Below are 23270 nucleotides of genomic sequence, written 5' to 3' on the forward strand. Positions count from 1 at the left end.
CCCATCAGTTCGGGGGCTCCTGACCCGCGTTGCGGGTGTAGAACCCCCAAGTTGGTGGGTCAGCCAGCCAGATGCGGGTGAGGTGACGGAGCCCGGGCGGCGAAGTGGTCTACTGTCGCGTTGAACGATCCGGTGGGATAGTGACGGCGAGGTTGCTGACGATGTTCTTGGCCGACGAGCGCGGGGCGATCGCGCTCACTCCGCGATCCGTTATCTTTATGTAATGAACGCAACCCGCCCGGCCCCGGGCTCGCAGGCTTCGCTGCGCGAAGCCAACCGTGCGCGCGTTCTCGGCGTCGTCCGGCAGCACGGCCCGCTCACCCAGGTCGAGATCGCCGCCGCCTCCGGCCTGTCCGCGGCCACCGTGTCGAACATGGTCAAGGAGCTCGACCAGGCCGGCATGGTCGGCCTGTCCCGCAGCATCCGTAACGGCCGGCGCGCCGTACTGGTCTCGCTCGCGTCCGGCGGCGGACTGCTGGCCGGCGTGGCGTTCGGCGAGCGCGACGTACGGGTCGCGGTCGCGAACGGCTCCCGCGAGATCCTCGCCCAGCAACTGATGCCGCTGCAGGCCGACCACGTCGCCGACGAGGGCATGGAACGCGCCGCCCGGCTGCTCGCCGACCTGGCCGAGACGGTCAGCTCCGGCGTCGAGGACATCTCGGCGGTCGGGTTCGGGTTGCCGATGCCGGTCGACTCCGTCAGCGGCGAGGCGGGTTCCGACGCGGTCCTGCCCGGCTGGCGCGGCGTCAACGTGACCGAGGCGATGTCCGGGTACCTGCGCGCCCCGGTCGCCCTCGACAACACCGCGAACCTGGCCGCACTGGGCGAACTGCGGGCCGGAGCGCTCCGCGGTGTCCGGAACGGCTGCTATCTGAAGTTCTCGTACGGCGTCGGCGCGGGCATCGTGATCAACGGCGACGTGTTCCGCGGTTCGACCGGTACGGCGGGCGAGATCGGGCACGTGACGATCGACGAGAACGGCCCGATCTGCCGCTGCGGGAACCGCGGCTGCCTGGACACGTTCGTCGGCTCGCGCGCGCTGATCAACAGCCTCGCAGCGTCGCACGGACCGCTACGGCTGAAGGACATCGTGACCCGCGCGCTGGCCGGCGACCTCGGCTGCCGCCGCGTGATCGAGGACGCCGGCCGCCGCGTCGGCGTGGCCGTGGCCGGGGTCGTGAACCTGCTGAACCCGGAGGCGATCGTGGTCGGCGGTCTGATGGCGGAGGCCGGTGACCTGATCACTGCCCCGCTCCGGGAGGCGCTCGACCGGTGCGCGATCCCGAGCGCCGCGGCGACCGTCGAACTCCGGGCGGCCGAACTCGGCGACGACGCCGACATCGTCGGCGCGATCCACCGTGCGTCGATGCTGAGTCATACCAATATCTCCATTTCTTGAATTCAAGTCTTGACGCCAAGACGCTGGAGGGCTTGACTGCGGGCAGGCCAATCGGGGCCGTCACGTCAAGGAGCCGCCATATGTCCGTCTCAGCACTACGTCTCGTCGGCCTCGGCCTCGCCGTCTCGGCCCTCGCCGTCTCCCTGGTGGCCTGTGGCTCGGACGACGACTCGGGCAGCGGCTCAGGCGGCGCGAAGAAAGTCGCGCTGTTGCTGCCCGAGTCGAAGACCACCCGGTACGAGGCGCTCGACCGCCCGCTGTTCACCGAAGCGCTGAAGGCGGCCTGCGGCGACTGCGAGCTGATCTACAGCAACGCCGACCAGGACGCCGCGAAGCAACAGCAGCAGGCCGAGGCCGCGCTGACCCAGGGCGCGAACGTGCTGGTCCTCGACCCGGTCGACGGCAAGGCCGCCGCCGCGGTGGTCGCCTCCGCCAAGGCGCAGAGCGTCCCGGTGGTCGCGTACGACCGGTTCATCGAGAACGCCAACTACTACGTCTCGTTCGAGAACGAGGCGGTCGGCAAGCTGCAGGCGCAGACCCTGGTGGATGCGCTCAAGGCAGCCGGCAAGACGTCCGGCAACATCGCGATGATCAACGGCTCGCCGACCGACCCGAACGCGGCCGACTTCAAGAAGGGCGCGCACAGCGTGCTGGACTCCAGCGGTTTCAAGATCGCCGCCGAGTTCGACACGCCGGACTGGAGCCCGGACAAGGCGCAGGGCTGGATGGAAGGCCAGCTGAGCGCGATCAAGAACGGTCTCGTCGGTGTGTACGCCGCCAACGACGGCACCGCCGGCGGTGCGATCGCCGCGCTGAAGGGCGGTGGCGTGCAGCCGCTGCCACCGGTCACCGGGCAGGACTCGGAACTGGCCGCGATCCAGCGGATCATCGCCGGTGACCAGGCGATGACCATCTACAAGGCGGTCAAGCCGCAGGCCGAAGCCGCCGCCAAGGGCGCCGTGGCGCTGGCGAACGGCGGCAAGCCCGAGTCCACCACCGACAAGAGCGGCGTACCGTCGACGATTCTCGACCCGGTCGCGGTGACCAAGGACAACATCAAGGACACCGTGGTCAAGGACAACATCTACAAGGTCGGCGACATCTGCACCGCCGCCTTCGCGGCCGCCTGCACCGCCGCAGGCCTGAGCAGCAACTAGCCGCCCATTGGCCCGCCCCCTCGTCGCAGCCCCCCGCAGTGAGGTGCGGGGGGCTGTGCCGGGCCCCTCCCCAACCGCGCCCCCGGCGAGGATCATGGCCTGAAATAAGCCCCAGGAGGCTGATCGAGTGACTGTGACCCCAAGTACCCCGACTCCCCTCGACGTCGGCGCCGGTACGGTGCTGACGCTGCAGGGGATTTCCAAGCGTTTCGGCGCCGTCCAGGCCCTCAAGAACATCGAGCTGGACGTCCGCGCCGGTGAGGTACTGGCCCTCGTCGGCGACAACGGCGCCGGCAAGTCGACGCTGGTCAAGACGATCGCCGGCGTCTACACCGCCGACGACGGGTCGATGGTGTTCGACGGCAAGCCGGTCCGGGTCGGCAGCCCGGCCGAGGCGCAGCAGCTCGGCATCGCCACCGTGTTCCAGGACCTGGCGCTGTGCGACAACCTCGACGTGGTCGCGAACCTGTACCTCGGCCGCGAACTGCACAAGAACGGCGCGCTCGACGAGGTCGAGATGGAACGCTCGTCCTGGGAGCTGCTCCGGCAGCTGTCCGCGAAGATCCCGTCGGTCCGGATCCCGGTCGCCAGCCTGTCCGGCGGCCAGCGCCAGACCGTCGCGATCGCGCGCAGCCTGCTCGGCCGGCCCAAGGTCGTGATGCTGGACGAGCCGACCGCGGCCCTCGGCGTAGCTCAGACCGCCGAGGTCCTCAACCTGGTCGAGCGGCTCCGCGAACGCGGTCTCGCGGTGATCCTGATCAGCCACAACATGGCCGACGTGATGGCGGTCGCCGACCGGGTCGCCGTACTCCGTCTCGGCCGCAACAACGGCGTCTTCGTGGTCAGCGAGACCCGGACGCAGGACATCATCGCCGCCATCACCGGCGCCACCGACAACGCGGTCTCCGAACGCGCAGCGCGCCGGAGCAAGGAAGAGGGACCGGCCTCATGAGTCTCCAAGGATCGGGGACCCGCCCCCAGGACATCAGTACGACGGCGGCGCCCGAGGAGAACGGTGCGGCCCAGCTGCCGGCCGATCTCCAGGACGAGCGGCTGATCGCCCGGGAGGGCATCAGCGGCGCGGTCGGCGCCTTCACCTCCCGGCTGCGGTCCGGTGACCTGGGCTCGGTCCCGGTCGTCGTCGGCCTGGTCATCATCTGGGCGGTCTTCCAGATCGCGAACAGCTCGTTCCTGTCCAGCCGCAACCTGGTGAACCTGACGCTGCAGACCACGTCCGTCGGGGTGATTGCCCTCGGCATCGTTCTGGTCCTGCTGCTCGGTGAGATCGACCTCTCGGTCGGCTCGGTCAGCGGCGTGGCGGCCGCGGTCGTCGGCGTCACCTTCGTCAACCAGGGCTGGCCGATCGTGCTGTCGCTCGTCGCCGCCATCGCGCTCGGCGTACTGATCGGCCTGTTCTACGGCCTGCTGTACACCCGCTTCGGCGTACCGAGCTTCGTCATCACCCTCGCCGGTCTGCTCGGGTTCCTCGGGCTGCAACTGCTGGTGCTCGGCAAGGACGGCACGATCAACCTGCCGTACGACTCCGCGCTGGTCGGCTTCGCGACGCGGAGCTTCCTCTCTCCCGCGATGGCCTACGCGCTGGTCGCACTGGTCGTCGCCGCCTATGCGCTGAGCCGTTGGCAGGGCCGGACCGCCCGCGCCGCGGCCGGTCTCTCCGCGGCGCCGAACTCGGTGATCGCGATCAAGGCCGCCGGCCTCGCGATCGTGCTGCTGATCCCGGTCGCGGTCCTGAACGGCGACCGCGGCGTCTCGTCGATGTTCCTGCTCTTCCTCGCACTGGTCGTGATCACGGACCTCGCCGTACGCCGGACGCGCTGGGGCCGCTCGGTCTTCGCCGTCGGCGGCAACGTCGAGGCCGCGCGCCGGGCCGGTATCAACGTCCGGATGATCTACCTGTCGGTGTTCGCCGCCTGCACCACCTTCGCCGCGGTGGGCGGCATCCTCGCGGCGGCGCGGCTGGTCGCGGTCGGGCAGGCCAGCGGCGGCACGGACGTGAACCTGAACGCGATCGCGTCCGCCGTGATCGGCGGCACCAGCCTGTTCGGCGGCCGCGGTTCGGCGTACTCGGCGCTGCTCGGCGCGTTGGTGATCACCTCGATCTCCAACGGTCTCGCGCTGCTCAGCCTGGACTCCAACGTCCGCTACATCGTCACCGCGGGCGTGCTGCTGATCGCGGTCACGATCGACTCGCTCAGCCGCCGCAGCCGCCAGGCCCACGGCCGCGCCTGACTGTTGCCAGACACAAGAAAGCCCCCGTCGCCGTTGACGGGGGCCATCTTGGTTCTGTGCGGTTCGGTTCTAGGCGGTTTCGGCGATCAGGTCGACCTTCGGCTCCGCGAAGTGGCAGGCGGCCGTGTGACCCGGCGTCGACTGCGGCTTGATCTCCAGCAGCGGCTCCTGGGTGGCGCAGATGTCCTCCGCCTTCCAGCAGCGGGTCCGGAACCGGCAGCCGCTCGGCGGGTCGATCGGCGAGGGTACGTCGCCGACCAGCCGGATCCGCTCCTTCGGCGGGACGCCCCGGATGGTGCCGAGGTCCGGCGCCGCCGACAGCAGCGCCTGCGTGTACGGGTGCTGCGGCGCGTTGTAGATCTGGTCCCGGCTGCCCTGCTCGACGATCTTGCCGAGGTACATCACCGCGACCTCGTCACAGAAGTGCCGGACGACGCCGAGGTCGTGGGCGATGAACACGAACGCGATCCCGAGGTCCTTGCGCAGGTCCTCGAGCAGGTTCATCACCTGGGCCTGGATCGACACGTCGAGCGCGGACACCGGCTCGTCGGCGATGATCACCTCGGGCTCCACCGCGAGCGCCCGGGCGATCCCGATCCGCTGCCGCTGACCGCCGGAGAACTCGTTCGGGTACCGGTTGTGGTGCTCCGGGTTCAGGCCGACGCGCTCCAGCAGTTCCTGGACCCGCGCGAGCTCCTGCCCCTTCTTGACCAGGTTGTGCACGCGCAGCGGCGTACTGATGATGTTGCTGACCGTCTGCCGCGGGTTCAGCGAGCTGTACGGGTCCTGGAAGACGATCTGCAGCTGGCGGCGGAACGGCCGCAGCTCCCGCTCCTTCAGCTGCGCGATGTCCGTGCCCTTGAACACGATCTCGCCGGACGTCGGGGTCAGCAGCCGGGTGATCATCCGGCCGGTGGTCGACTTACCGCAGCCGGACTCGCCGACCAGGCCGAGGCTGGCGCCGGCCTTCAGCTCGAAGGACACGCCGTCGACGGCCTGCACGACCTTCTTGGTGCGGCCGAGACCGGCGGCTTCCTTGATCGGGAAGTGCATCTTCAGGTCGCGGACCTGCAGCAGTGTGTCGCGCGGGGTGTCGTTCTTGGTTTCGCTCATGGTTCCTCAGTCCCCTCGTCAGCCCAGTCTCGGCGCGATCTCGGTCTCGTAGATCGAGGCCTTGTCGTGCAGGTGACAACGGGAAGTGTGCGCACCGGCGCCGTCGACCGGCAGCAGGTCCGGGAGTTGGGTGGTGCAGAGCTCGCCCTTGACGCGATCGACGTACGGGCAGCGGGCCGCGAACGAGCAGCCCTCCGGCAGGTTCAGCAGGCTCGGCGGTAGGCCCTTGATCGGGCGCAGCCGCTCGTTGGCCGCGGAAACGGTCGGGATCGACTCGAGCAGACCCCAGGTGTACGGCATCCGCGGGTTCGCCAGGACGTCCTCGGCGGTGCCGTACTCGACACAGCGCCCGGCGTACATCACCAGGACGTCGTCGGCCATCTCGGCGACCACCCCGAGGTCGTGGGTGATCAGCACGATCGCGGAGCCGAACTCCTTCTGCAGGTTGTTCAGCAGGTCCAGGATCTGCGCCTGCACGGTCACGTCCAGCGCGGTGGTCGGCTCGTCGGCGATCACCAGCTTCGGGTCGTTGATCAGGCTCATCGCGATCATCGCGCGCTGCCGCATACCGCCGGAGAACTCGTGCGGGTACTGCGAGAACCGGCGCGGCGGGTTCGGGATCCCGACCAGGTCGAGCATCTCCAGCGCCCGCTTCTTCGCCACGTCCTTGGAGACCTTGTGGTGCACGCGGTACGCCTCGACCAGCTGGTTGCCGATCGTGTACAGCGGATGCAGCGAGGACTGCGGGTCCTGGAACACCATCGACATCGCGTCGCCGCGGATCTTCATCAGGTCGTTCTCGGACAGGCCGACGAGTTCGTCGCCGCCCAGCCGGATCGAGCCGGTGATCCGGGTCCGCTTGCGGTCGTGCAGGCCCATCACGGCCATACTCGACACCGACTTGCCGGAGCCGGACTCGCCGACGATGGCCAGCGTGCGGCCGAGCGGGACCGAGTAGCTCAGCCCGTTGACGGCGCTCACCAGACCGTCGGCGGTCGGGAACTTCACGGCCAGGTCCTCGACCACCAGGTACGGCGTCTCGCCGCTCGGGTTGATCGAACCCTGCCGGCGTTCACGGGTGGCGACCGACGGACCGCGCTTGGCGTCCACAGGAGCGTCCTTCTTGTCTTCGGGGGCGGGAGTGCTCACGACAGCCTCACTCGCGGGTCGATCAGGCTGTAGCCGATGTCCACCAGGAAGTTCATCGCGACGATGATCACCGACGCGACCAGCACGGTGCCCATGATCACGGGCAGGTCGTAGTTGTTCAGGCTGTCCAGCACCAGCTGCCCGAGCCCGGGGAGGTCGAAGATCCGCTCGGTGAAGATCGCGCCGCCGAGGCTGCCGGCGATGTCCAGGCCGAAGATCGTCACGACCGGGATCAGCCCGGAGCGGAGCGCGTGCTTGTAGGTGACCACCCGGTCGGACAGGCCCTTGGCCCGTGCGGTCCGGATGTAGTCCTCGCTCAGCGTCTCGACCATGGATCCGCGGGAGTACCGCGCGTAGGACGTGCAGTTGTAGATGCCGAGCACCAGCCAGGGAGTCAGCAGGCCGGCGATGAACTTCCCGAAGTTCTCCGAGGGTGGTGTCCACTCACCCCGCGGCAGGATCGGGTAGACGATGGTCAGGTACAGCGCGACCATCAGCGCCACGATGTAGTAGGGCACCGAGCTGACCACCAGCGTGCTGGTCATCAACGCCCGGTCGCCGAGGCTCCCGCGTCTCTTCGCGGCCATCGATCCGACGAACACACCGATCGTCAGGACCAGGACGGCGTACCCGAGGACCAGCGACAACGTCACCGGGAACCTGGAGCCGATCAGTTCCGTGACCGGCCGGTCGTTCTTGAACGAGAAGCCGAGGCACGGCGCCGCGCAGTGCTGCGTGACACCGGACGTGGTGAAGTCGCGGCCGGCGAAGATCCCGATCGTGTAGTCGGCGAACTGCTCGACCTTCGGCCGGTCGAGGTTCAGGTTCTTCGTGATCTCCTCATAGCGCTGCTGCGTGCAGTTGCGCTCACCGCAGATGGCGGCGGCCGGATCGGTCGGCGCGATGAAGAACAGCGCGAACGTCGCGATCAACGTTGCCAGCACCACACTGAGCGCGCTGACCAAGCGGCGCGCCACGAAATAGAGCACGGGATTATCTCCTCACCGATCGGCGTGGTGCCCGGACTTGTGGTCCGGGCACCACGCCACCCTCAGTGGATCAGTACTGCTTCAGAACGGACGTCGGTCAGGGCTGCTTCAGGAACATCGAGGTGAACTCGAACACGCCCTGGGTCGGGTCGTTCACCGCACCGCCGATGTTCTTGCCGACCGGCATGTTGCTCGAGCTGTAGTAGAGCGGCAGGACCGGGAGGTACTTCTCCATGATCTCCTTGTCGATCTTCGGCCACTCCTTCAGCTGCTCGTCCGGAGACTTGGCCTGGATCGCCTCGATCTGCTTGTCCAGCTCCGGGTCCTTCAGCTGACCGACACTGTTACCCGCCGCGACCGCTGCGGACGTGAACAGCACCGGGAACCAGCTCGTGGCACTCGGCCAGTCGGAGCACCAGCCGGCCGGGGTGCGGCCGATGTTGACCGGAGCGTCCGGCGCACCCGTGAACTTACGGATGTTGGCCTTCGGGACACCGATCGCCTTGACCTTGAAGCCGGCCTTCTCGAAGACCTGCTTGCGCAGCTGGTTGGCCTGGGTCGAGATCTTGTCGTCGATCGAGTAGTACCAGCTGAGCTCGAAGTTCGACTTGCCGATCTTGGCCAGCTCGTCCTTGACCTCCTTGGCGACCGCGTCGTCCTCGGCGCCGTTACCGGTGCCGTTCAGGCCCGGCAGCTCGTACTTCTCGTAGCCCGGGACGGCCGGCGGCAGGATCGTCGACGCGGGCGGGTCGGTGGTCGGGTTCAGACCGGCGACCTTGCGCCACGAGTTGTACGGGTACGCCTTGGCGATCAGCTTGCGGACGTCCAGCGGGATCTTCTGGGTGTCCATCGTGTACATGTTCGTGCACGGCGACTGACCGGTGATCAGCTGCGCCTGGTCCTTGACCTCGGGCAGCAGCGTGGTGTCCAGGTTCGAGTAGTTCACCGCGTTGGCGTCCGGGCCGGAGCTGACCAGCACCTGGCGCTGCGCCTTGATGGTGTCCTGACCGAACTTGAAGTCCCAGCCGTCGACGTACTGGTGCCGCACCGGGTCGGTGTTCGGGTCCCAGTTCGGGTTCTTCACCAGCTTGAGCTCGCTGCCCGGGTTGTAGGACTGGACCATGTACGGACCGGTCGACATCGGGTGCTGCTCGTAGTTCTTCTGGGTGTCCTTCGCCTTCGGCATCGGCGCGAAGAGCGGGAACGCCGCGTAGAACGGCAGGTCGTCGAACTTCTTCGCCAACTTGATGACCAGGGTGTGGTCGTCCGGCGTCTCGACGCCCTTGTAGACGTCGCCCCCGGCGACGTACGGACCCTTGTAGGTCTGTCCGTCCAGGAAGTAGTCCATCTGGTACGTCGGGCCGTTCTCGTACAGCGTGTGCGCGAAGGACCGCTTGATCGCGTACGCGTAGTCCTCGGCCTTGACCGGCGTACCGTCCTGGTACTTGATGCCCTGCTTGAGCTTGAAGGTCCAGGTCAGGCCGTCGTCGGACTTGGTGCCGAGGTCCTCAGCCAGGTCCGGTACCAGCACCGGCTTCTTGTCCGGGCCGTCGAGGCGGAACTGGGTCAGCGCGCGGAAGTACAGCTTCTCGATCGCGTTGCCGTCCACGTAGTACGTGTCGGTCGGGTCGAAGCCGGAGGGCGTCACGTCGGACAGGACGGTGATCGTCCCGCCCTTCTTCGCGCCCTCGACGTCAGGGGCCGGGCCTTTCGCAGTGGGGTCCGTCGCCTTGACCTGGGCGCCTCCCACCGCGTCGGTGCCGCCCTTGCTGCCGCTGTTCGAGGACGGGCTGCCACAGGCCACGGCGGTCAGCATGACCGTCGCCGCGACTGCGGTTATCCGTTTCCACTGCATGGTCGGGTTTCTCCTTTTCTGCCGCTGGGGCAATCGCCGTACTACCGGCGAGTCTTGGGGTCGAAGGCGTCCCGGATCGCGTCTCCGAGCAGGGCCAGCGCGAGCACCAGAGCGGTGATCCCGATGACCGGCAGCCAGAGGTAGAGCGGGTCGGCCTTGTACCAGTTGGTGGCGACGGCGATCGTCTGGCCCCACGAGGGCTTCGGCTCGACCAGTCCGACACCGAGGAACGAGAGCCCGGCCTCCGCGGTCACGTACGCCGGGACGGCCAGCGAGGCCGAGATCACGATCGGGGCCACCAGGTTGGGCAGCAGCTCCTTGAACAGGACCTGCCAGGTCGGCACACCGATCGCCTTCGCGGCGAGCACGAACTCGCGCTCGCGCAGCGAGAGCACCTCGCCGCGGATGATCCGGGCCAGGCCCGCCCAGCCGAAGAACGCGAGGACGAAGATCAGCACGTAGAACCGGATGTTCGCCTGGTCCTCCGGCGACAGGTTGAACGACCCGCCGCGCAGCGACTCGACGATCGGGACCAGCGCGATCGCGAACAGCAGGAACGGCAGGCTGAGCACGAAGTCGATCAGCCAGGAGATGATCCGGTCCACCCAGCCGCCGAGGAAGCCGGCCAGCAGACCCATCACGACGCCGATCGCGGTGCCGACCACGGTCGCCAGGAACGCGATGATCAGCGACGGGCGGGCGCCGTACACCCAGCGGGCGAAGTTGTCCCGGCCGGTCTTCGGCTCGATGCCGAACCAGTGGTCCGCGGTGATGCCGATCGTCGGGTAGCCGAACTCGTCGATCTGCTGGGTGTTGAAGGTGCTGATGTCCTGGCCCTCGAGCTTGGACAGCAGCGGCGCGAAGATCGCGACCAGGACGAAGAACAGCACGATCGACGCGCAGATCACCGCGACCCTGTCCTTGCGGAGCCGGTCGAAGGCGATCCGGCTCGGCGACTTGCCGTGCGGAGTGGCGGCCGTGCGGGCCGGCTCCGCAGAGGCCGGGTGATCTTCGACCCCTACGGTCGAGTCGGGCGACCCAATACTCATTCGCACTCCGTCAGTTCAGTCGGCCGGATTTCGGTCCGCGGATCCGGCACACATCGGTGGATGGCGTGCCGACCTTTGCTCTCTTGAGGGCTCCGGTCAAATCGCCTTGACAAGCGATTCCGTCCGAGCCGGGCGCTAGCCTGCCCGACGCGGTGACACCAAACCAGCAGTGCCCGGCAGCGGTAAACAAATCGTTACCGGAACCGGTAGTCGAACGGGATAATTGCCCCGTTTGGTCACCGTCCGCAGTTGAGCCCTTGCGAAACGCGTCGGCACAGTACCGACAGTGGCCATTTTGTGCCAGGTTATTACGGACGGTAACGATTCTCGACGTTCGGTCGCGGAACGGGGTCAGCGCACGTGAACCGTCACGAAGGGCGGTTTGACGACGTCGAAGGTTTCCCCGCGGCCCCGGATGTCGACGGTTACCTGATCGCCTTCTTTCACCGACGCGTCCAGCAACGCCAACGCAATACCTTTCTTCAGCGTCGGCGAGAACGTTCCGGAGGTAACTTCACCCAGCGCCGTACCAGATTGATCCAGAACCGCCATGTGCGGCCGCGGAATACCCCGTCCGGCGGCCCGCAGGCCGCGCAGGATCCGGGCCGGTCCGCGCTCCTTCTCGGCGCGCAGGGCCGCGTCGCCCCAGAAGTGCTCCTTCTTCCAGCCGACGGCCCAGCCCGACCGTGCCTGGACGGGCGTGATGTCCGGCGCGATGTCCTGACCGTGCAGCGGGTACCCCATCTCGGTCCGCAGCGTGTCCCGCGCGCCCAGTCCGGCCGGGACGATGCCGTACTGCTCGCCGGCCGCCAGCAGCGCGTCGAACACCGCCACCGCGGCGGCGTTCGGTACGACGAGCTCGAAGCCGCGCTCACCCGTGTAGCCGGTGCGGCACACGACCACCGGCGTACCGCCGAAGTCGGCTGTCGCGAAGGACATGTAGTCCATGCCGTCTCTGCCCGTCGGCAGGCCGATCGCGGACACCACCTCGTCGCTGTTCGCGCCCTGCACCGCGAGGATCGCGTAGTCGTCGTGGACGTTGGTCACCTCGACGCCGTCGGGTGCGTCGGCCTGGAGCAGGCGCACGACCTCGGCCGTGTTGGCAGCGTTCGGGATCAGGAACACGTCGTCGTCGGCGTGCAGGTAGGCGATCAGGTCGTCGACCACTCCCCCGTTCTCGTTGCAGCACAGCGTGTACTGCGCCTGACCGGGCGCGATCTTGCCGAGATCGTTGGTCAGGCACGCGTTCACGTACGCCGCGGCGCCCGGACCCTTGACGGTCGCCTTGCCGAGATGGCTGACGTCGAAGACGCCGACCGACGTACGCACCGCGGTGTGCTCGGCCACGACGCCGGAATACTCCAGGGGCATCTCCCAGCCGCCGAACTCGGCGAACTTGGCGCCGAGCGCGACGTGGCGCTCGTGCAACGGGGACTTCTTCAGAACAGGCGACTGCGAAGATGACGGGGTCATGGAGCGCAAACTACCGGACGCGTAGCATGCGGAGGCAGCTCGCACGTACCGTGACGACCGGCTGTCTGCCCGCCGGTCAAGGAGGACTGAGGATTTCGTGACCACCATCACCCTGAGCAAGTCAGATGCCGCCGGCGTCAAGAGCGACGCCGTGGTCATCGGCGTGGTCAAGAGCGGCGGCGGTGTCACGCTGCCGGCCGGCACCGAATCGCTGAACGCCGCGTACGGCGGGAAGCTGGTGGAGGTGCTGTCCGGGCTCGGCGCCACCGGCAAGGCCGGCGAGGTGACGAAGGTGCCCGGTCCCAACCCCGGCAAGTCGGCCACCCTGATCGCGGTCGGTCTCGGCGCCGCCCCGGACGGCGAACTGAAGACCGAGGACCTGCGGACCGCGGCCGGGACCGGTGTGCGGGCCGCCAAGATCTCTCAGTCCGTCGCGTTCGCGCTTCCGACTCCGGACGCCGAGTGCGTGCGCGCGGTGGCCGAGGGCGCGCTGATGGGTCGCTACGCGTTCACGGCGTACAAGTCGTCGGACGGCGCGAACGACGCGCCCGGCAACCTGACCGTGCTCACCGACCTGGCCCGGAACAAGGACGCCAAGGCCGCCCTCGAGCGCGCCCAGGTGACCGCGGAGGCCGTCGCGCAGGTGCGCGACTGGGTGAACACGCCGCCGTCGGACCTGCACCCGGCCGAGTTCGCGGCCGACGCGGTCAAGCTCGGCAAGGAGTACGGCGTCAAGGTCGAGGTGCTCGACGAGAAGGCGCTCGCCAAGGGCGGGTACGGCGGCATCCTCGGCGTCGGCCAGGGCTCGAGCAACCCGCCGCGGCTGGTCCGGCTGACCTACACCCCTCGCAAGCCGGTTACGCACCTCGCGTTCGTCGGCAAGGGCATCACCTTCGACTCCGGCGGCCTGTCGCTGAAGACGTCGACCGGCATGGTGAGCATGAAGTCCGACATGGCCGGCGCCGCCGCGGTGATCGGCGCGACGATCGCCATCGCCCGGCTCGGCCTGCCGGTCCAGGTGACGTCGTACGCCGCGATGGCCGAGAACATGCCGTCGGGTTCCGCGGCCCGGCCTTCCGACGTGCTGACGATGTACGGCGGCAAGACCGTCGAGGTGCTGAACACCGACGCCGAGGGCCGCCTGGTACTCGGTGACGCGCTGGTCCGCGCGTCCGCGGACCAGCCCGACCTGATCATCGACGTGGCCACCCTGACCGGCGCCTGTGTCGTTGCCCTCGGCACCAAGGTGGCCGGTGCGTTCGGGAACACCGACACGGCCCGCGACCGGGTGGTGGACGCGGCGGTCGCGGCGGGTGAGTCGATGTGGCCGCTGCCGATCCCGGCCGAGATGCTGGACAAGCTGAAGTCGCACTCCAAGGTCGCCGACCTGGCGAACATCACCGGCGAGCCCTGGGGCGGCGCCCTCGCCGCGGCCGCCTTCCTCGGCGACTTCGTTGCTGACGGCATCGACTGGGTGCACCTGGACGTCGCCGGCCCCGCCTTCAACGACGGCGGCCCTTCCGGTTACACCCCGACCGGCGGCACTGGCTACGCCGTCCGCACCCTGGTCGAGCTCGCCGCCTCAGCGAGCTGAGGAGCGAATCTCCAGCATGGTGCAGCCGGTCCCGGTGCGATAGGGGCCGGCTGTTCCTGCACGTCAGTCCCAGGCCGGTGCGAGCTGCTCGATCGAGTACACGACGCGGCTGCTGAGACCGCGCGGGTCGGTCAGCTCCACCCGCCACGCGTCGGCGAACTGGTCGACGCCCGGGATCATCGGGATCGTCCCGCTGAGCAGCACGGTGCCCGGAACGATCCGCTCCCCCAGCTCCTCGATCCAGTACGACGGCGGCAGCAACTGTGCCAGTGTCCCGTCCTGGATCAGCGTCTCGACGTCCCCGTGCCGGACCCACGCCTTCAAGGTGAACCGGTCGAGTTCGTCCTCGATCTCCCTGAGCGGCCAGGCGACGTCACCGAGCAGGTCCGGCGCGGATTGCTTGCTCCAGGCAACGCCATGCACCTCGAGGGCCCGGTCCGTGTGATCGCACGCGGCCGTGAGCAAGACGTCGTCCTCGCCGACCACCAGCGCCCACTCCGCCTCACCGGACGTCTTGGCGTGGGCGACCTGCACGACCTCCGGCCGTCCGACGAGTGACGCGGACAGCGGGTACAGCGTCGGGATGCGGCGCGGAGCCGGTACGCCGAGCTGGGCCAGCTCGTCCACGTGATGCTGGACCTGCGCGGTGTCACGGCCGGCGTAGCCCGCGTTCAGCGCATAGCGGACGGTGACCGCCCGCTCACTCCCGTCGGGCAAGGTGAACCGCATCGTCATCGGGCTCCTCCAGATTTTCTTGAATCAGCGCTTGCGTGAACACGTCGTATACAACGAGTATGGAGCATCCCCTCAAGGAGGTCCACCTCGATGTCCAGCGCTCCGCCCTCCCCTCCCGATCGCCGCGGTCTGCACAAGGCCTTCGCCGCGAGCCTGTCCGGCACCTCGCTGGAGTGGTACGACTTCGCCGTCTACAGCTCCGCCGCCGCCCTCGTCTTCGGCGACCTCTTCTTCCCCGGCAGCGATCCGCTGACCGGGACGCTGCAGGCCTTCGCGACGTACGCCGTCGGGTACGTCGCGCGCCCGCTCGGCGGCATCTTCTTCGGCCGGCTCGGGGACGTGATCGGCCGCAAACGCGTACTGGTCGCCACCCTGCTGCTGATCGGCGTCGCCACCTTCTTCATCGGCTTGCTGCCGACGTACGCGTCAGCCGGCGCCCTGGCACCGACGCTGCTGGTCGTACTCCGCTTCGCGCAGGGCGTCGGAGTGGGTGGCGAGTGGGGTGGGGCTGTGCTGCTGAGCAGTGAGTTCAGCGAGGCGGGTCAACGCGGCTTCTGGGCGTCAGCCGCCCAGGTCGGTCCGCCGCTCGGGACATTGCTGGCCAACGGCGTGCTGGCTGTCCTGGCCGGGGCGTTGTCCGAGGACGCGTTCCTCAGCTGGGGCTGGCGGGTCGCCTTCCTGCTGTCCGCCGTACTGGTCGCCTTCGGTCTCCTGATCCGTTCCAGGCTCGAGGAAACGCCGGTGTTCCGCGAACTCGAGGCGCGAGGCGATCGGCCGACAGCTCCGGTGTCCGAGGTGCTGCGGACGCAGCGGCGCCCGCTGATTGCAGCGATCCTGGCCAGAGTGGGTCCGGACGTGCTGTACGCGATGTTCGCGGTCTTCGTCCTGACGTACGCGACCAAGGAGTTGGGCATGAGTCGCGGCGAGGCGGTGACCGCGGTGCTGGTCGGTTCTGCGCTGCAGGTCGTGCTGATTCCCTGGTCCGGCTGGCTTTCGGACCGGTACGGGCGTCGTACGGTCTATGCGATCGGTGCGGTCGGAGGAGCCGTGTGGAGCGTGGTGTTCTTCGCGATGGCGTCGTCGCTGGCGACCGTGCTCCCGGGAGTGGTGATCGGGCTGGTGTTCCACTCGCTGATGTACGGGCCGCAGGCGGCGTTCGTGTCGGAGCAGTTCACCGCGAGGCTGCGATACACCGGGAGCTCACTCGCCTACACGTTCGCAGGCGTCATCGGCGGTGCGCTCGCGCCGCTGGCGTTCACGTACTTCCTCGCCAAGGCGGGCACCGGCTACGTGATCGCGGCGTACATCATCGTGGCGTGCTCGATCACGCTTGTCGGCCTGCGCCTCGGCCGGGCCGTGCAGGAGGACTCCCTTGCCGTCAGCCCTGCATGAGAACCGAGCCGGTGGTGCCGAGATGGCTGAGGATCGCCTTCTCGGCTGCCGCCGGTTCGCCGGCCGCCAAGCCATCGACGATGGCCTGGTGCTCGGCGAGGACATCCTGCCGGCGAGTGGCGCTCCGTTGCAGGGCCACGACGCCGAGGAGCACGTGCTTGGACCGCAGGTTGTCGTACAGGCGACCGAGCACCGAGTTGCCGCCGGCCTCGACGAGGAGCGCGTGGAACTTGCTGTCCAGCTCGATGAACGCCTTGGCGTCGCCCTGCTCGACGATCGCCCGCTGCTGCTCGAGGACGTCGTTCATCGCCTCGACCGGAGCCGCATCCGCCGCGAGAGAAGTCGACGCGGCCCAGCACTCGATCACACCGCGGGCCTGCATCAGCTCGGCGATCTCGCGGCCGGGCAGCGGCGCGACGAACGCACCGCGGTGCGGCACGAGCTGGACCAGGTCCTCGGCGGCGAGCATCAGCAACGCCTCGCGCACCGGCGTACGGGAGATGCCGACCTCGGTCGCGACGACCTGCTCGTTGATGAACGTCCCCGACACGGCCGGGTCGCTCAGCACCGTCCCCCGCAAGTACTGATAGGCACGATCACGGCCGGAGTCCCCACTCAATTGCATACTCAATGTATACAGCTTCGGAGGTTCTGATGACAGTCGTGCACGTGGCCGCGGCCCAGATCAGCAGCGGACCCGACCCGGTCGCCAACCTGGCGACTGCGACCGGCGCGGTCCGGGACGCGGCCGCCGGCGGCGCCGAACTGATCATCCTGCCCGAAGCCACGTCGGCCTGCTTCGGGACCGACCTGGGTTCGATCGCCGAGCCGTTGGACGGACCGTTCGCCACCGGTCTGCGGAAGGCCGCGGCGGACGCCGGGGTCGTCGTGGTCGCCGGCCTGTTCGAACCGTCCGAGGACGGGCGGGTGTACAACACGCTGCTCGTCACGGGACCCGGCGTCGAAGCGTCGTACCGGAAGATCCACCTGTACGACGCCTTCGGGTCGCGCGAGTCGGACACTGTTGCTCCGGGCAAGGATCTGGTGACGTTCGCCCTGCGAGACGTGACGATCGGGCTGGCGACCTGTTACGACCTGCGGTTCGCCGACCAGTTCACCGCGCTCGGGCGGCTCGGTGCGGAACTGATCGTCGTACCGGCGTCGTGGGGTGCGGGGCCGGGCAAGGAAGAGCAGTGGGACCTACTGACGCGTGCTCGCGCCGCGGACGCTCAGGCCTGGTTGCTGGCGTGCGACCAGGCGTATGTACCGCCCGTCGGCACGGATCCGCTGGGGATCGGGCGCAGCAGCCTGACCACTCCCCTGGGTCAGAGCCACACGAGACTCGGCGCCGGAACTGAAACCTTGCACGCTGTTGTCGACACTGCCGTCGTCGCCGCTGTCCGCGCCCGGGTGCCGATTCTCTAGGAGAGGCCGTTCTTCTTCATGCGGGCGTTGTACTCGCGCATCCGTGGCGGGTAGCCGACGACGGCCGCGTCGTACGACGGGATGCCGAGGCGGTTCGCGAAGTCGTGGGCCCACTTCACCGACGGGACCCGGCGGCGGGTCCACTCGCCGTCCACAGCGACCAGCAGCAGGGTGTACTCCGTCACCGCCGTCCGCGGCTCGACGAACCCCTCGACGCCCTGACGGGTCTGGGCGAACTCGCGCAGGTGCGCCTGGTCGGGAGTGTCCGACCGGCGCATCGTTCCGGCCTTCTGCCGGCGACCGAACCACTTCATGGGAGTAAGTGTCCACTATCTGTGCAAGTCCGGGCCGAAATCCTGGATAACGGTTGCGGCCGATCCCGGCCTGCCCGCCACGACCGGCCCGGGGATGGATCCGGGCCTGATCGGTGACAAGATGACGCCGGGCCGGAACCGCGATCCGGGGCCGCCCGCCCAGACCCACAGCCTGTTGGACCCCACGGAGGAACCTGTGACTGACAGTGGCACGACGTACGACCTGGTGATTCTCGGCGGCGGCAGCGGTGGTTACGCCGCCGGACTGCGCGCGGCGACGCTCGGCCTGTCCGTGGCGCTGGTCGAGAAGGACAAGGTCGGCGGGACCTGTCTGCACCGTGGGTGCATCCCGACCAAGGCGCTGCTGCACGCGGCCGAGGTCGCGGACTCGGCGCGCGAAAGCGAGCAGTTCGGGGTCCGGACGACACTCGAGGGCGTCGACATGGGCGGCGTGAACAAGTACAAGGACGGCGTCGTCGACCGGCTGTTCAAGGGTCTGCAGGGCCAGTTGAAGGCCCGCGGCATCACGGTGATCGAGGGTGAGGGCCGGCTGACTTCGCCCACCACGGTCCAGGTCGGCGACACGACGTACACCGGCCGTAATGTCCTGCTCGCCTCCGGCTCGTACTCCAAGTCGCTGCCCGGTCTCGAACTCGACGGGCACCGGGTGATCGCGAGCGAGCACGCGCTGACGCTCGACCGGGTCCCGGAGTCCGCGGTGATCCTCGGCGGCGGCGTGATCGGCGTCGAGTTCGCGTCCGCGTGGACGTCGTTCGGCACCAAGGTGACGATCGTCGAGGCGCTGCCGCGGCTGGTCCCGGCCGAGGACGCCGACTGTTCGAAGACCTTGGAGCGCGCGTTCCGGAAGCGGAAGATCGCGTTCAAGACCGGTACGCCGTTCGAGTCCGTCGCGGTGACCGACTCCGGCGTCCGGGTGACCGTCGCGGGCGGCGAGGTGATCGAGGCCGAGCTCCTGCTGGTCGCCGTCGGCCGGGGCCCCAACACGACGGGTCTCGGGTACGAAGAGGTCGGTGTCGCGCTCGACCGCGGGTTCGTGACCGTCGACGCGACGCTGCAGACCAGCGTGCCGGGCGTCTACGCGGTCGGCGACATCGTGCCGGGCCTGCAGCTCGCGCACCGCGGGTTCCAGCAGGGCATCTTCGTCGCCGAGCACCTCGCGGGCCTCGCCCCGGCGCCGATCGACGAGGCCGGCATCCCGCGCGTGACGTACTCCGAGCCGGAGGTCGCGTCCGTCGGGCTGACCGAGGAGCAGGCCCGGGAGAAGTACGGCGACGTCGAGATCCTCAACTACAACCTCGGCGGCAACGGCAAGTCGCAGATCCTGAAGACGGCCGGGTTCGTGAAGCTGGTCCGCGCGCGGGACGGTGCGGTCGTGGGGCTGCACATGGTCGGTTCGCGTGTCGGCGAGCTGATCGGCGAGGCCCAGCTGATCTACAACTGGGAGGCGTACCCGGCCGATGTCGCGCCGCTGGTGCACGCGCACCCGACCCAGAACGAAGCCCTCGGAGAGGCCCACCTCGCCCTCGCCGGGAAACCTTTGCACTTCCATGACTGACCCTGCTGGGCCGCCCCAGTAGGTTGGAACCGCAGGAGCGTCAAGGACGGCCGTGACCCGGATCCCGGGCGCTCCGGCGGCACCGTAGGCTGACACTCGACCGATCAGACGAAGGAGCAACGACCGTCATGCCGACCTCTGTATCCCTGCCGGCCCTCGGGGAGAGCGTCACCGAAGGAACCGTCACCCGCTGGCTCAAGCAGGTCGGTGACACGGTTGCCGTGGACGAACCCCTGCTGGAGGTCTCGACCGACAAGGTCGACACCGAAATCCCGAGCCCCGTCGCCGGCACCCTTCTCGAGATCAAGGCCGCCGAGGACGAGACCGTCGAGGTCGGCGCCGAACTGGCCGTGATCGGCGACGCCGGCGAGGCCGGCTCCGCACCTGCGGCCCCCGCCGAGCCCGCCGCCGAGCCCGCGCCGGCCGCCGAGCCCACTCCCGCTCCGGCTGCTGAGTCCGCTCCGGCCCCGGCTGCCGAGGCTCCGGCTCCTGAACCTGCTGCTGAGGCTCCTGCTCCGGCCGAGGCTGCTCCCGCTGACGGTGCGTCCGGCGCGTCCGGTACGTCGGTGACGCTGCCCGCGCTGGGTGAGAGCGTGACCGAAGGCACCGTGACTCGCTGGCTGAAGCAGGTCGGCGACGACGTGGCCGTCGACGAGCCGCTCCTCGAGGTCTCCACCGACAAGGTCGACACCGAGATCCCGAGCCCGATCGCCGGCAAGCTCCTGGAGATCAAGGTCGCCGAGGACGAAACCGTCGAGGTCGGCGCCGAACTGGCCATCGTCGGCTCCGGCGCAGCCGCCCCCGCCGCCGCTCCGGCAGCCTCCGCTCCCGCCGCACCGGCCCAGGCTGCTGCTCCTGCCCCGGCCGCTGCTCCTGCCCCGGCTGCTGCTCCCGCACCGGCCCCGGCTGCTGCTCCCGCTCCGGCTGCTGCTCCCGCTCCGGCCGCTGCTCCCGCTCCGGCGGCTCAGGCTCCTGCTCCGCAGGCGGCTCCGGCTGCGGCCGCGCCGGCCCCGGCAGCAGCTCCGGCTCCCGCGGTGTCGCCGAACGGCGCTGCCGACGGCGCGAACTACGTCACCCCGCTCGTCCGCAAGCTCGCCGCGGAGCACGAGGTCGACCTGAACGCCGTACAGGGCACCGGCGTCGGCGGCCGTATCCGAAAGCAGGACGTGATCGCCGCCGCCGAGGCGAAGAAGGCCGCCGCGGCAGCACCCGCTCCGGCAGCCCAGGCCGCGGCCCCGGCCGCAGCCGCGAAGGCCCCGGCGGTCAGCCCGCTGCGCGGCACCACCGAGAAGATGAGCCGGATCCGCAAGGCGATCGCGGCCCACATGGTCAACAGCCTGAAGGTCTCGGCCCAGCTGACCACGGTCGTCGAGGTCGACGTCACCGAGATCGCCAAGCTGCGGAACAAGAAGAAGGCGGAGTTCGAGGCCCGCGAAGGCGTCAAGCTGTCCTTCCTCCCGTTCTTCGCGCTCGCCGCGGTGGACGCGCTCAAGCAGTACCCGAAGCTGAACGCGTCGATCGACGAGGAGAAGGGCGAGATCACGTACCACGCCGCCGAGCACCTCGGCATCGCGGTGGACGTGGAACGCGGCCTGATGGTCCCGGTCGTGCACAACGCCGGCGACCTGAACATCGCCGGCCTGGCGAAGAAGATCGCCGACCTCGCCGACCGCACCCGGAACAACAAGGTGCTGCCGGACGAGATGGCGGGCGGCACGTTCACCATCACCAACACCGGTAGCCGGGGCGCGCTGTTCGACACCCCGATCCTGAACCAGCCGCAGGTCGGCATGCTCGGGACCGGCGCCGTGGTGAAGCGCCCGGTGGTCATCACCCACCCGGAGCTCGGCGAGACGATCGCGATCCGGCAGATGGTGTACCTGGCGCTGACCTACGACCACCGCCTGGTCGACGGCGCCGACGCGGCCCGTTACCTGACGGCCGTCAAGCAGCGCCTCGAAGAGGCCCAGTTCGACGTCTGATCCGATCGGACACCCGGCGCCGGTGCCTGTCTCCCCGGAGACGGACACCGGCGCCGTTCTTTCTCTCGTGAACCGGCAAGGAGCACAGCGGGATGAAGTACGTACTGGCCGGAGCGTCCGGCTTTCTCGGTAAGGCGCTCGCCCGCGACTTGGTTGCCAACGGCCACCAGGTGGTCCGGCTGGTACGCCGTCCGCCGTCGACACCGGACGAGGTGCGCTGGGACCCGGCCCGGGGCGATCTCGACCCGGGCGCCCTGGACGATCCCGACGTCCTGGTCAACCTGGCCGGCGCGAACATCGGCCGCCCGTGGACACCGACGTACCGCCTGAAGATCCGCGAGAGCCGCGTCTCGACCACCGCGACCCTGGCCGCGGTGGCGACCCAGCTCGACCGTCGGCCGGCGCTGCTCACGCAGAGCGGGATCGGCGGCTACGGCACCGACCTCGGCGATCGCATCCTGACCGAGGACTCCGACCTGGGCGAAGGCTTCCTGGCCGACGTCGTCCGGCTGTGGGAGGGCGCGCTCGAACCGGCCCGTGAGGCAGGCAGCCGGGTGGCCGCGCTGCGCACGGGCGTCGTGCTCGACAGCAAGGCTCCTGCGTTCCAGCTTCTTTCTCTCCCCTTCCGCCTCGGTCTCGGCGGCCGCCTCGGGCCTGGAACCCAGTACTTCCCGGTGGTCTCGCTCACCGACTGGATCCGCGCCGTCCGGCACGTCGCCGAGAACGACAGCGTGAGCGGACCGGTCAACATCACCCTGCCGACACCGGCCACCAACCTCGAACTCGCCGAAGCCCTGGCAACCGCCCTGCACCGGCCGTCCCTCGTCCCGGTGCCCGCCATCCTCATGAAGGCCGCCCTCGGCGAGTTCGCCTGGGAACTCCTCGGCAGCAAACGTGCCCTCCCAACCCGCCTCCAGTCCACCGGCTTCACCTTCCACCACCCCACAGTCACCACCGCAATCTCCGCCGCCCTCGCCTAGACCCCATGCCGAGGACGAACGCACGGTCGACGGCGAGACGTTGATCCAGGGCGACGCGGCGGAGCTGCCGTTCGCCGACGGTGTCTTCGCTACTGTCGCCGTACTGTGGCTGTCCACCGACGTCGACGACTTCGGGAGGCAAGTCGCGTACTGCATCCAAGCCGGATGGTCGTGATCTACGGGGCCCATCCGTGCTTCAACGGCCGCTGGCTGATCTCCTCAACGCCTTCGCCGGCGCGGGTCTGACCTGCTTGGATTTCTGGATGGCGACTCTCTTCGTTGATCTGGAAACTACGAGTGTTCGGGAACCTTGGCTGCCAGGTGGCCGGCAGATCTGGCAGTTGGCGGTGATCCGGCGGGAGGACGACGGGCGGGAGACGGCGTACAACCGGTTCGTCCGGCCGGACGAGCTGGATCTGTCGGTCGCGACCGAGCGGGCGCTCGAGATCAGCCGCTTTCACCGCCACCCGTCGCTGAACGGATCCGAGCAGGACGTGAGCCGCGGTCGAGAGGTCGCGGAGCTGATGGTCGACCTGACCTCCGACGAGCCGCTGTGGGTAGGGGCGGCGCCGTGGATGGATGCGACCGATGTACTGCACCTGATGCATCTCAACGGCTTAGTCGCAGATGACGCGGCGGACGTGCCGTGGGACTTCCGGCTGGTGTGCGTGATCAGCCAACTGTTGGGCCGGACGAACCTGCCGCCGACTGCGGACGTCGGCGAGATGTCGGCGGCTGTCGGCGTCGACCAGTCCTCGTACGCGATTCACGATGCGTTGGCGGACGCCTACTTCGTGCGGGACGTTTTCGACGCGCTCAATCGGCCAAGCTGAAGATC

General features: G+C 68.9%; 21 protein-coding genes. 12 read left to right on the plus strand and 9 right to left on the minus strand.

Annotation, left to right across the window (positions count from 1 at the left end):
* Nucleotides 1–223: 223 nt before the first annotated feature.
* The 4 genes from E0H50_RS16475 to E0H50_RS16490 all read left to right on the plus strand — a co-directional run bounded on the left by E0H50_RS16475 (nt 224) and on the right by E0H50_RS16490 (nt 4806).
* Entirely contained in the window at nt 224–1399 is a 1176-nt protein-coding gene (locus tag E0H50_RS16475) for an ROK family transcriptional regulator (RefSeq protein ID WP_131289117.1), read from the plus strand.
* An 80-nt stretch (nt 1400–1479) separates the two neighbouring features.
* The gene (locus E0H50_RS16480) at nt 1480–2556 is read left to right on the plus strand and encodes a substrate-binding domain-containing protein (RefSeq protein ID WP_131289119.1); all 1077 of its coding nucleotides are present in this window, start codon (nt 1480–1482) and stop codon (nt 2554–2556) included.
* Between the two features lie 127 nt (nt 2557–2683).
* Nucleotides 2684–3508: an ATP-binding cassette domain-containing protein gene (locus tag E0H50_RS16485; protein WP_131289121.1), complete on the plus strand. Its 825-nt coding sequence runs from the start codon at nt 2684–2686 to the stop codon at nt 3506–3508.
* Complete coding sequence (locus E0H50_RS16490; protein WP_131289123.1) at nt 3505–4806, plus strand: sugar ABC transporter permease; 1302 nt, start codon at nt 3505–3507, stop codon at nt 4804–4806. The genes E0H50_RS16485 and E0H50_RS16490 overlap by 4 nt, the downstream gene beginning before the upstream one ends.
* Nucleotides 4807–4875: 69 nt before the next feature.
* Here E0H50_RS16490 and E0H50_RS16495 read toward each other — a convergent pair whose 3' ends face one another.
* The 6 genes from E0H50_RS16495 to gcvT all read right to left on the minus strand — a co-directional run bounded on the left by E0H50_RS16495 (nt 4876) and on the right by gcvT (nt 12434).
* A complete protein-coding gene (locus E0H50_RS16495; protein ID WP_131289125.1) occupies nt 4876–5919 on the minus strand; it encodes an ABC transporter ATP-binding protein in 1044 nt (347 codons plus the stop codon).
* 18 nt (nt 5920–5937) lie between these two features.
* Nucleotides 5938–7068: an ABC transporter ATP-binding protein gene (locus tag E0H50_RS16500; RefSeq protein WP_238151008.1), complete on the minus strand. Its 1131-nt coding sequence runs from the start codon at nt 7066–7068 to the stop codon at nt 5938–5940.
* Complete coding sequence (locus E0H50_RS16505) at nt 7065–8057, minus strand: ABC transporter permease (RefSeq protein ID WP_131289127.1); 993 nt, start codon at nt 8055–8057, stop codon at nt 7065–7067. The genes E0H50_RS16500 and E0H50_RS16505 overlap by 4 nt, the downstream gene beginning before the upstream one ends.
* A 97-nt stretch (nt 8058–8154) precedes the next feature.
* Nucleotides 8155–9912: an ABC transporter substrate-binding protein gene (locus tag E0H50_RS16510; RefSeq protein ID WP_131289129.1), complete on the minus strand. Its 1758-nt coding sequence runs from the start codon at nt 9910–9912 to the stop codon at nt 8155–8157.
* Nucleotides 9913–9953: 41 nt separating this feature from the next.
* Nucleotides 9954–10961 carry an ABC transporter permease gene (locus E0H50_RS16515; RefSeq protein ID WP_131289131.1) on the minus strand — a complete coding sequence of 336 codons (1008 nt, stop codon included), beginning with the start codon at nt 10959–10961 and terminating at the stop codon, nt 9954–9956.
* A gap of 351 nt (nt 10962–11312) precedes the next feature.
* A complete protein-coding gene (gene gcvT, locus E0H50_RS16520; RefSeq protein ID WP_131289133.1) occupies nt 11313–12434 on the minus strand; it encodes a glycine cleavage system aminomethyltransferase GcvT in 1122 nt (373 codons plus the stop codon).
* 97 nt (nt 12435–12531) lie between these two features.
* Between gcvT and E0H50_RS16525 the strand changes: the two genes are divergently transcribed.
* Nucleotides 12532–14028, plus strand: a complete 1497-nt coding sequence (locus tag E0H50_RS16525; RefSeq protein WP_131289135.1) for a leucyl aminopeptidase — start codon at nt 12532–12534, stop codon at nt 14026–14028.
* 63 nt (nt 14029–14091) lie between these two features.
* On the opposite strand, the gene E0H50_RS16530 is transcribed toward E0H50_RS16525, so the two are convergent.
* Nucleotides 14092–14763 carry a DUF2848 family protein gene (locus E0H50_RS16530; RefSeq protein WP_131289137.1) on the minus strand — a complete coding sequence of 224 codons (672 nt, stop codon included), beginning with the start codon at nt 14761–14763 and terminating at the stop codon, nt 14092–14094.
* Nucleotides 14764–14853: 90 nt separating this feature from the next.
* Here E0H50_RS16530 and E0H50_RS16535 point away from each other — a divergent pair, with 90 nt between their 5' ends.
* On the plus strand, nt 14854–16155 hold the full coding sequence (locus tag E0H50_RS16535) for an MFS transporter (RefSeq protein WP_131289139.1): 1302 nt from the start codon (nt 14854–14856) through the stop codon (nt 16153–16155).
* On the opposite strand, the gene E0H50_RS16540 is transcribed toward E0H50_RS16535, so the two are convergent.
* A complete protein-coding gene (locus tag E0H50_RS16540; RefSeq protein ID WP_131289141.1) occupies nt 16142–16780 on the minus strand; it encodes a GntR family transcriptional regulator in 639 nt (212 codons plus the stop codon). The genes E0H50_RS16535 and E0H50_RS16540 overlap by 14 nt on opposite strands.
* A gap of 29 nt (nt 16781–16809) precedes the next feature.
* Here E0H50_RS16540 and E0H50_RS16545 point away from each other — a divergent pair, with 29 nt between their 5' ends.
* On the plus strand, nt 16810–17580 hold the full coding sequence (locus E0H50_RS16545) for a nitrilase-related carbon-nitrogen hydrolase (protein WP_131289143.1): 771 nt from the start codon (nt 16810–16812) through the stop codon (nt 17578–17580).
* Here the strand turns inward: E0H50_RS16545 and E0H50_RS16550 are convergent.
* Nucleotides 17577–17894 carry a hypothetical protein gene (locus tag E0H50_RS16550; RefSeq protein WP_131289145.1) on the minus strand — a complete coding sequence of 106 codons (318 nt, stop codon included), beginning with the start codon at nt 17892–17894 and terminating at the stop codon, nt 17577–17579. The two genes, E0H50_RS16545 and E0H50_RS16550, sit on opposite strands and share 4 nt — an antisense overlap.
* Nucleotides 17895–18090: 196 nt before the next feature.
* Here E0H50_RS16550 and lpdA point away from each other — a divergent pair, with 196 nt between their 5' ends.
* From lpdA to E0H50_RS16570, 5 genes are all read left to right on the plus strand, one after another.
* On the plus strand, nt 18091–19470 hold the full coding sequence (gene lpdA / locus E0H50_RS16555) for a dihydrolipoyl dehydrogenase (RefSeq protein ID WP_131289147.1): 1380 nt from the start codon (nt 18091–18093) through the stop codon (nt 19468–19470).
* A 128-nt stretch (nt 19471–19598) separates the two neighbouring features.
* Nucleotides 19599–21452, plus strand: coding sequence for a 2-oxoglutarate dehydrogenase, E2 component, dihydrolipoamide succinyltransferase (gene sucB, locus E0H50_RS16560; RefSeq protein ID WP_131289149.1), 1854 nt, complete (start codon nt 19599–19601; stop codon nt 21450–21452).
* A 92-nt stretch (nt 21453–21544) separates the two neighbouring features.
* Nucleotides 21545–22432 carry a TIGR01777 family oxidoreductase gene (locus E0H50_RS16565; RefSeq protein ID WP_131289151.1) on the plus strand — a complete coding sequence of 296 codons (888 nt, stop codon included), beginning with the start codon at nt 21545–21547 and terminating at the stop codon, nt 22430–22432.
* A gap of 40 nt (nt 22433–22472) precedes the next feature.
* On the plus strand, nt 22473–22607 hold the full coding sequence (locus tag E0H50_RS44210; protein ID WP_272948506.1) for a hypothetical protein: 135 nt from the start codon (nt 22473–22475) through the stop codon (nt 22605–22607).
* An 88-nt stretch (nt 22608–22695) separates the two neighbouring features.
* A complete protein-coding gene (locus tag E0H50_RS16570) occupies nt 22696–23265 on the plus strand; it encodes a 3'-5' exonuclease family protein (protein WP_131289153.1) in 570 nt (189 codons plus the stop codon).
* Nucleotides 23266–23270: the final 5 nt, after the last annotated feature.

Source organism: Kribbella sindirgiensis (genome assembly GCF_004331435.1).
Classification (GTDB): domain Bacteria; phylum Actinomycetota; class Actinomycetes; order Propionibacteriales; family Kribbellaceae; genus Kribbella; species Kribbella sindirgiensis.

Coding starts and splice junctions, on each gene's coding strand:
- E0H50_RS16495 (WP_131289125.1), bottom strand. CDS start 5,919: ATGAGCGAAACCAAGAACGACACCCCGCGCGACACACTGCTGCAGGTC.
- E0H50_RS16490 (WP_131289123.1), top strand. CDS start 3,505: ATGAGTCTCCAAGGATCGGGGACCCGCCCCCAGGACATCAGTACGACG.
- sucB (WP_131289149.1), top strand. CDS start 19,599: ATGCCGACCTCTGTATCCCTGCCGGCCCTCGGGGAGAGCGTCACCGAA.
- E0H50_RS16510 (WP_131289129.1), bottom strand. CDS start 9,912: ATGCAGTGGAAACGGATAACCGCAGTCGCGGCGACGGTCATGCTGACC.
- E0H50_RS16540 (WP_131289141.1), bottom strand. CDS start 16,780: ATGCAATTGAGTGGGGACTCCGGCCGTGATCGTGCCTATCAGTACTTG.
- E0H50_RS16545 (WP_131289143.1), top strand. CDS start 16,810: ATGACAGTCGTGCACGTGGCCGCGGCCCAGATCAGCAGCGGACCCGAC.
- E0H50_RS16565 (WP_131289151.1), top strand. CDS start 21,545: ATGAAGTACGTACTGGCCGGAGCGTCCGGCTTTCTCGGTAAGGCGCTC.
- E0H50_RS16530 (WP_131289137.1), bottom strand. CDS start 14,763: ATGACGATGCGGTTCACCTTGCCCGACGGGAGTGAGCGGGCGGTCACC.
- E0H50_RS16550 (WP_131289145.1), bottom strand. CDS start 17,894: ATGAAGTGGTTCGGTCGCCGGCAGAAGGCCGGAACGATGCGCCGGTCG.
- E0H50_RS16515 (WP_131289131.1), bottom strand. CDS start 10,961: ATGAGTATTGGGTCGCCCGACTCGACCGTAGGGGTCGAAGATCACCCG.
- E0H50_RS16480 (WP_131289119.1), top strand. CDS start 1,480: ATGTCCGTCTCAGCACTACGTCTCGTCGGCCTCGGCCTCGCCGTCTCG.
- E0H50_RS16475 (WP_131289117.1), top strand. CDS start 224: ATGAACGCAACCCGCCCGGCCCCGGGCTCGCAGGCTTCGCTGCGCGAA.
- E0H50_RS16535 (WP_131289139.1), top strand. CDS start 14,854: ATGTCCAGCGCTCCGCCCTCCCCTCCCGATCGCCGCGGTCTGCACAAG.
- gcvT (WP_131289133.1), bottom strand. CDS start 12,434: ATGACCCCGTCATCTTCGCAGTCGCCTGTTCTGAAGAAGTCCCCGTTG.
- E0H50_RS16570 (WP_131289153.1), top strand. CDS start 22,696: ATGGCGACTCTCTTCGTTGATCTGGAAACTACGAGTGTTCGGGAACCT.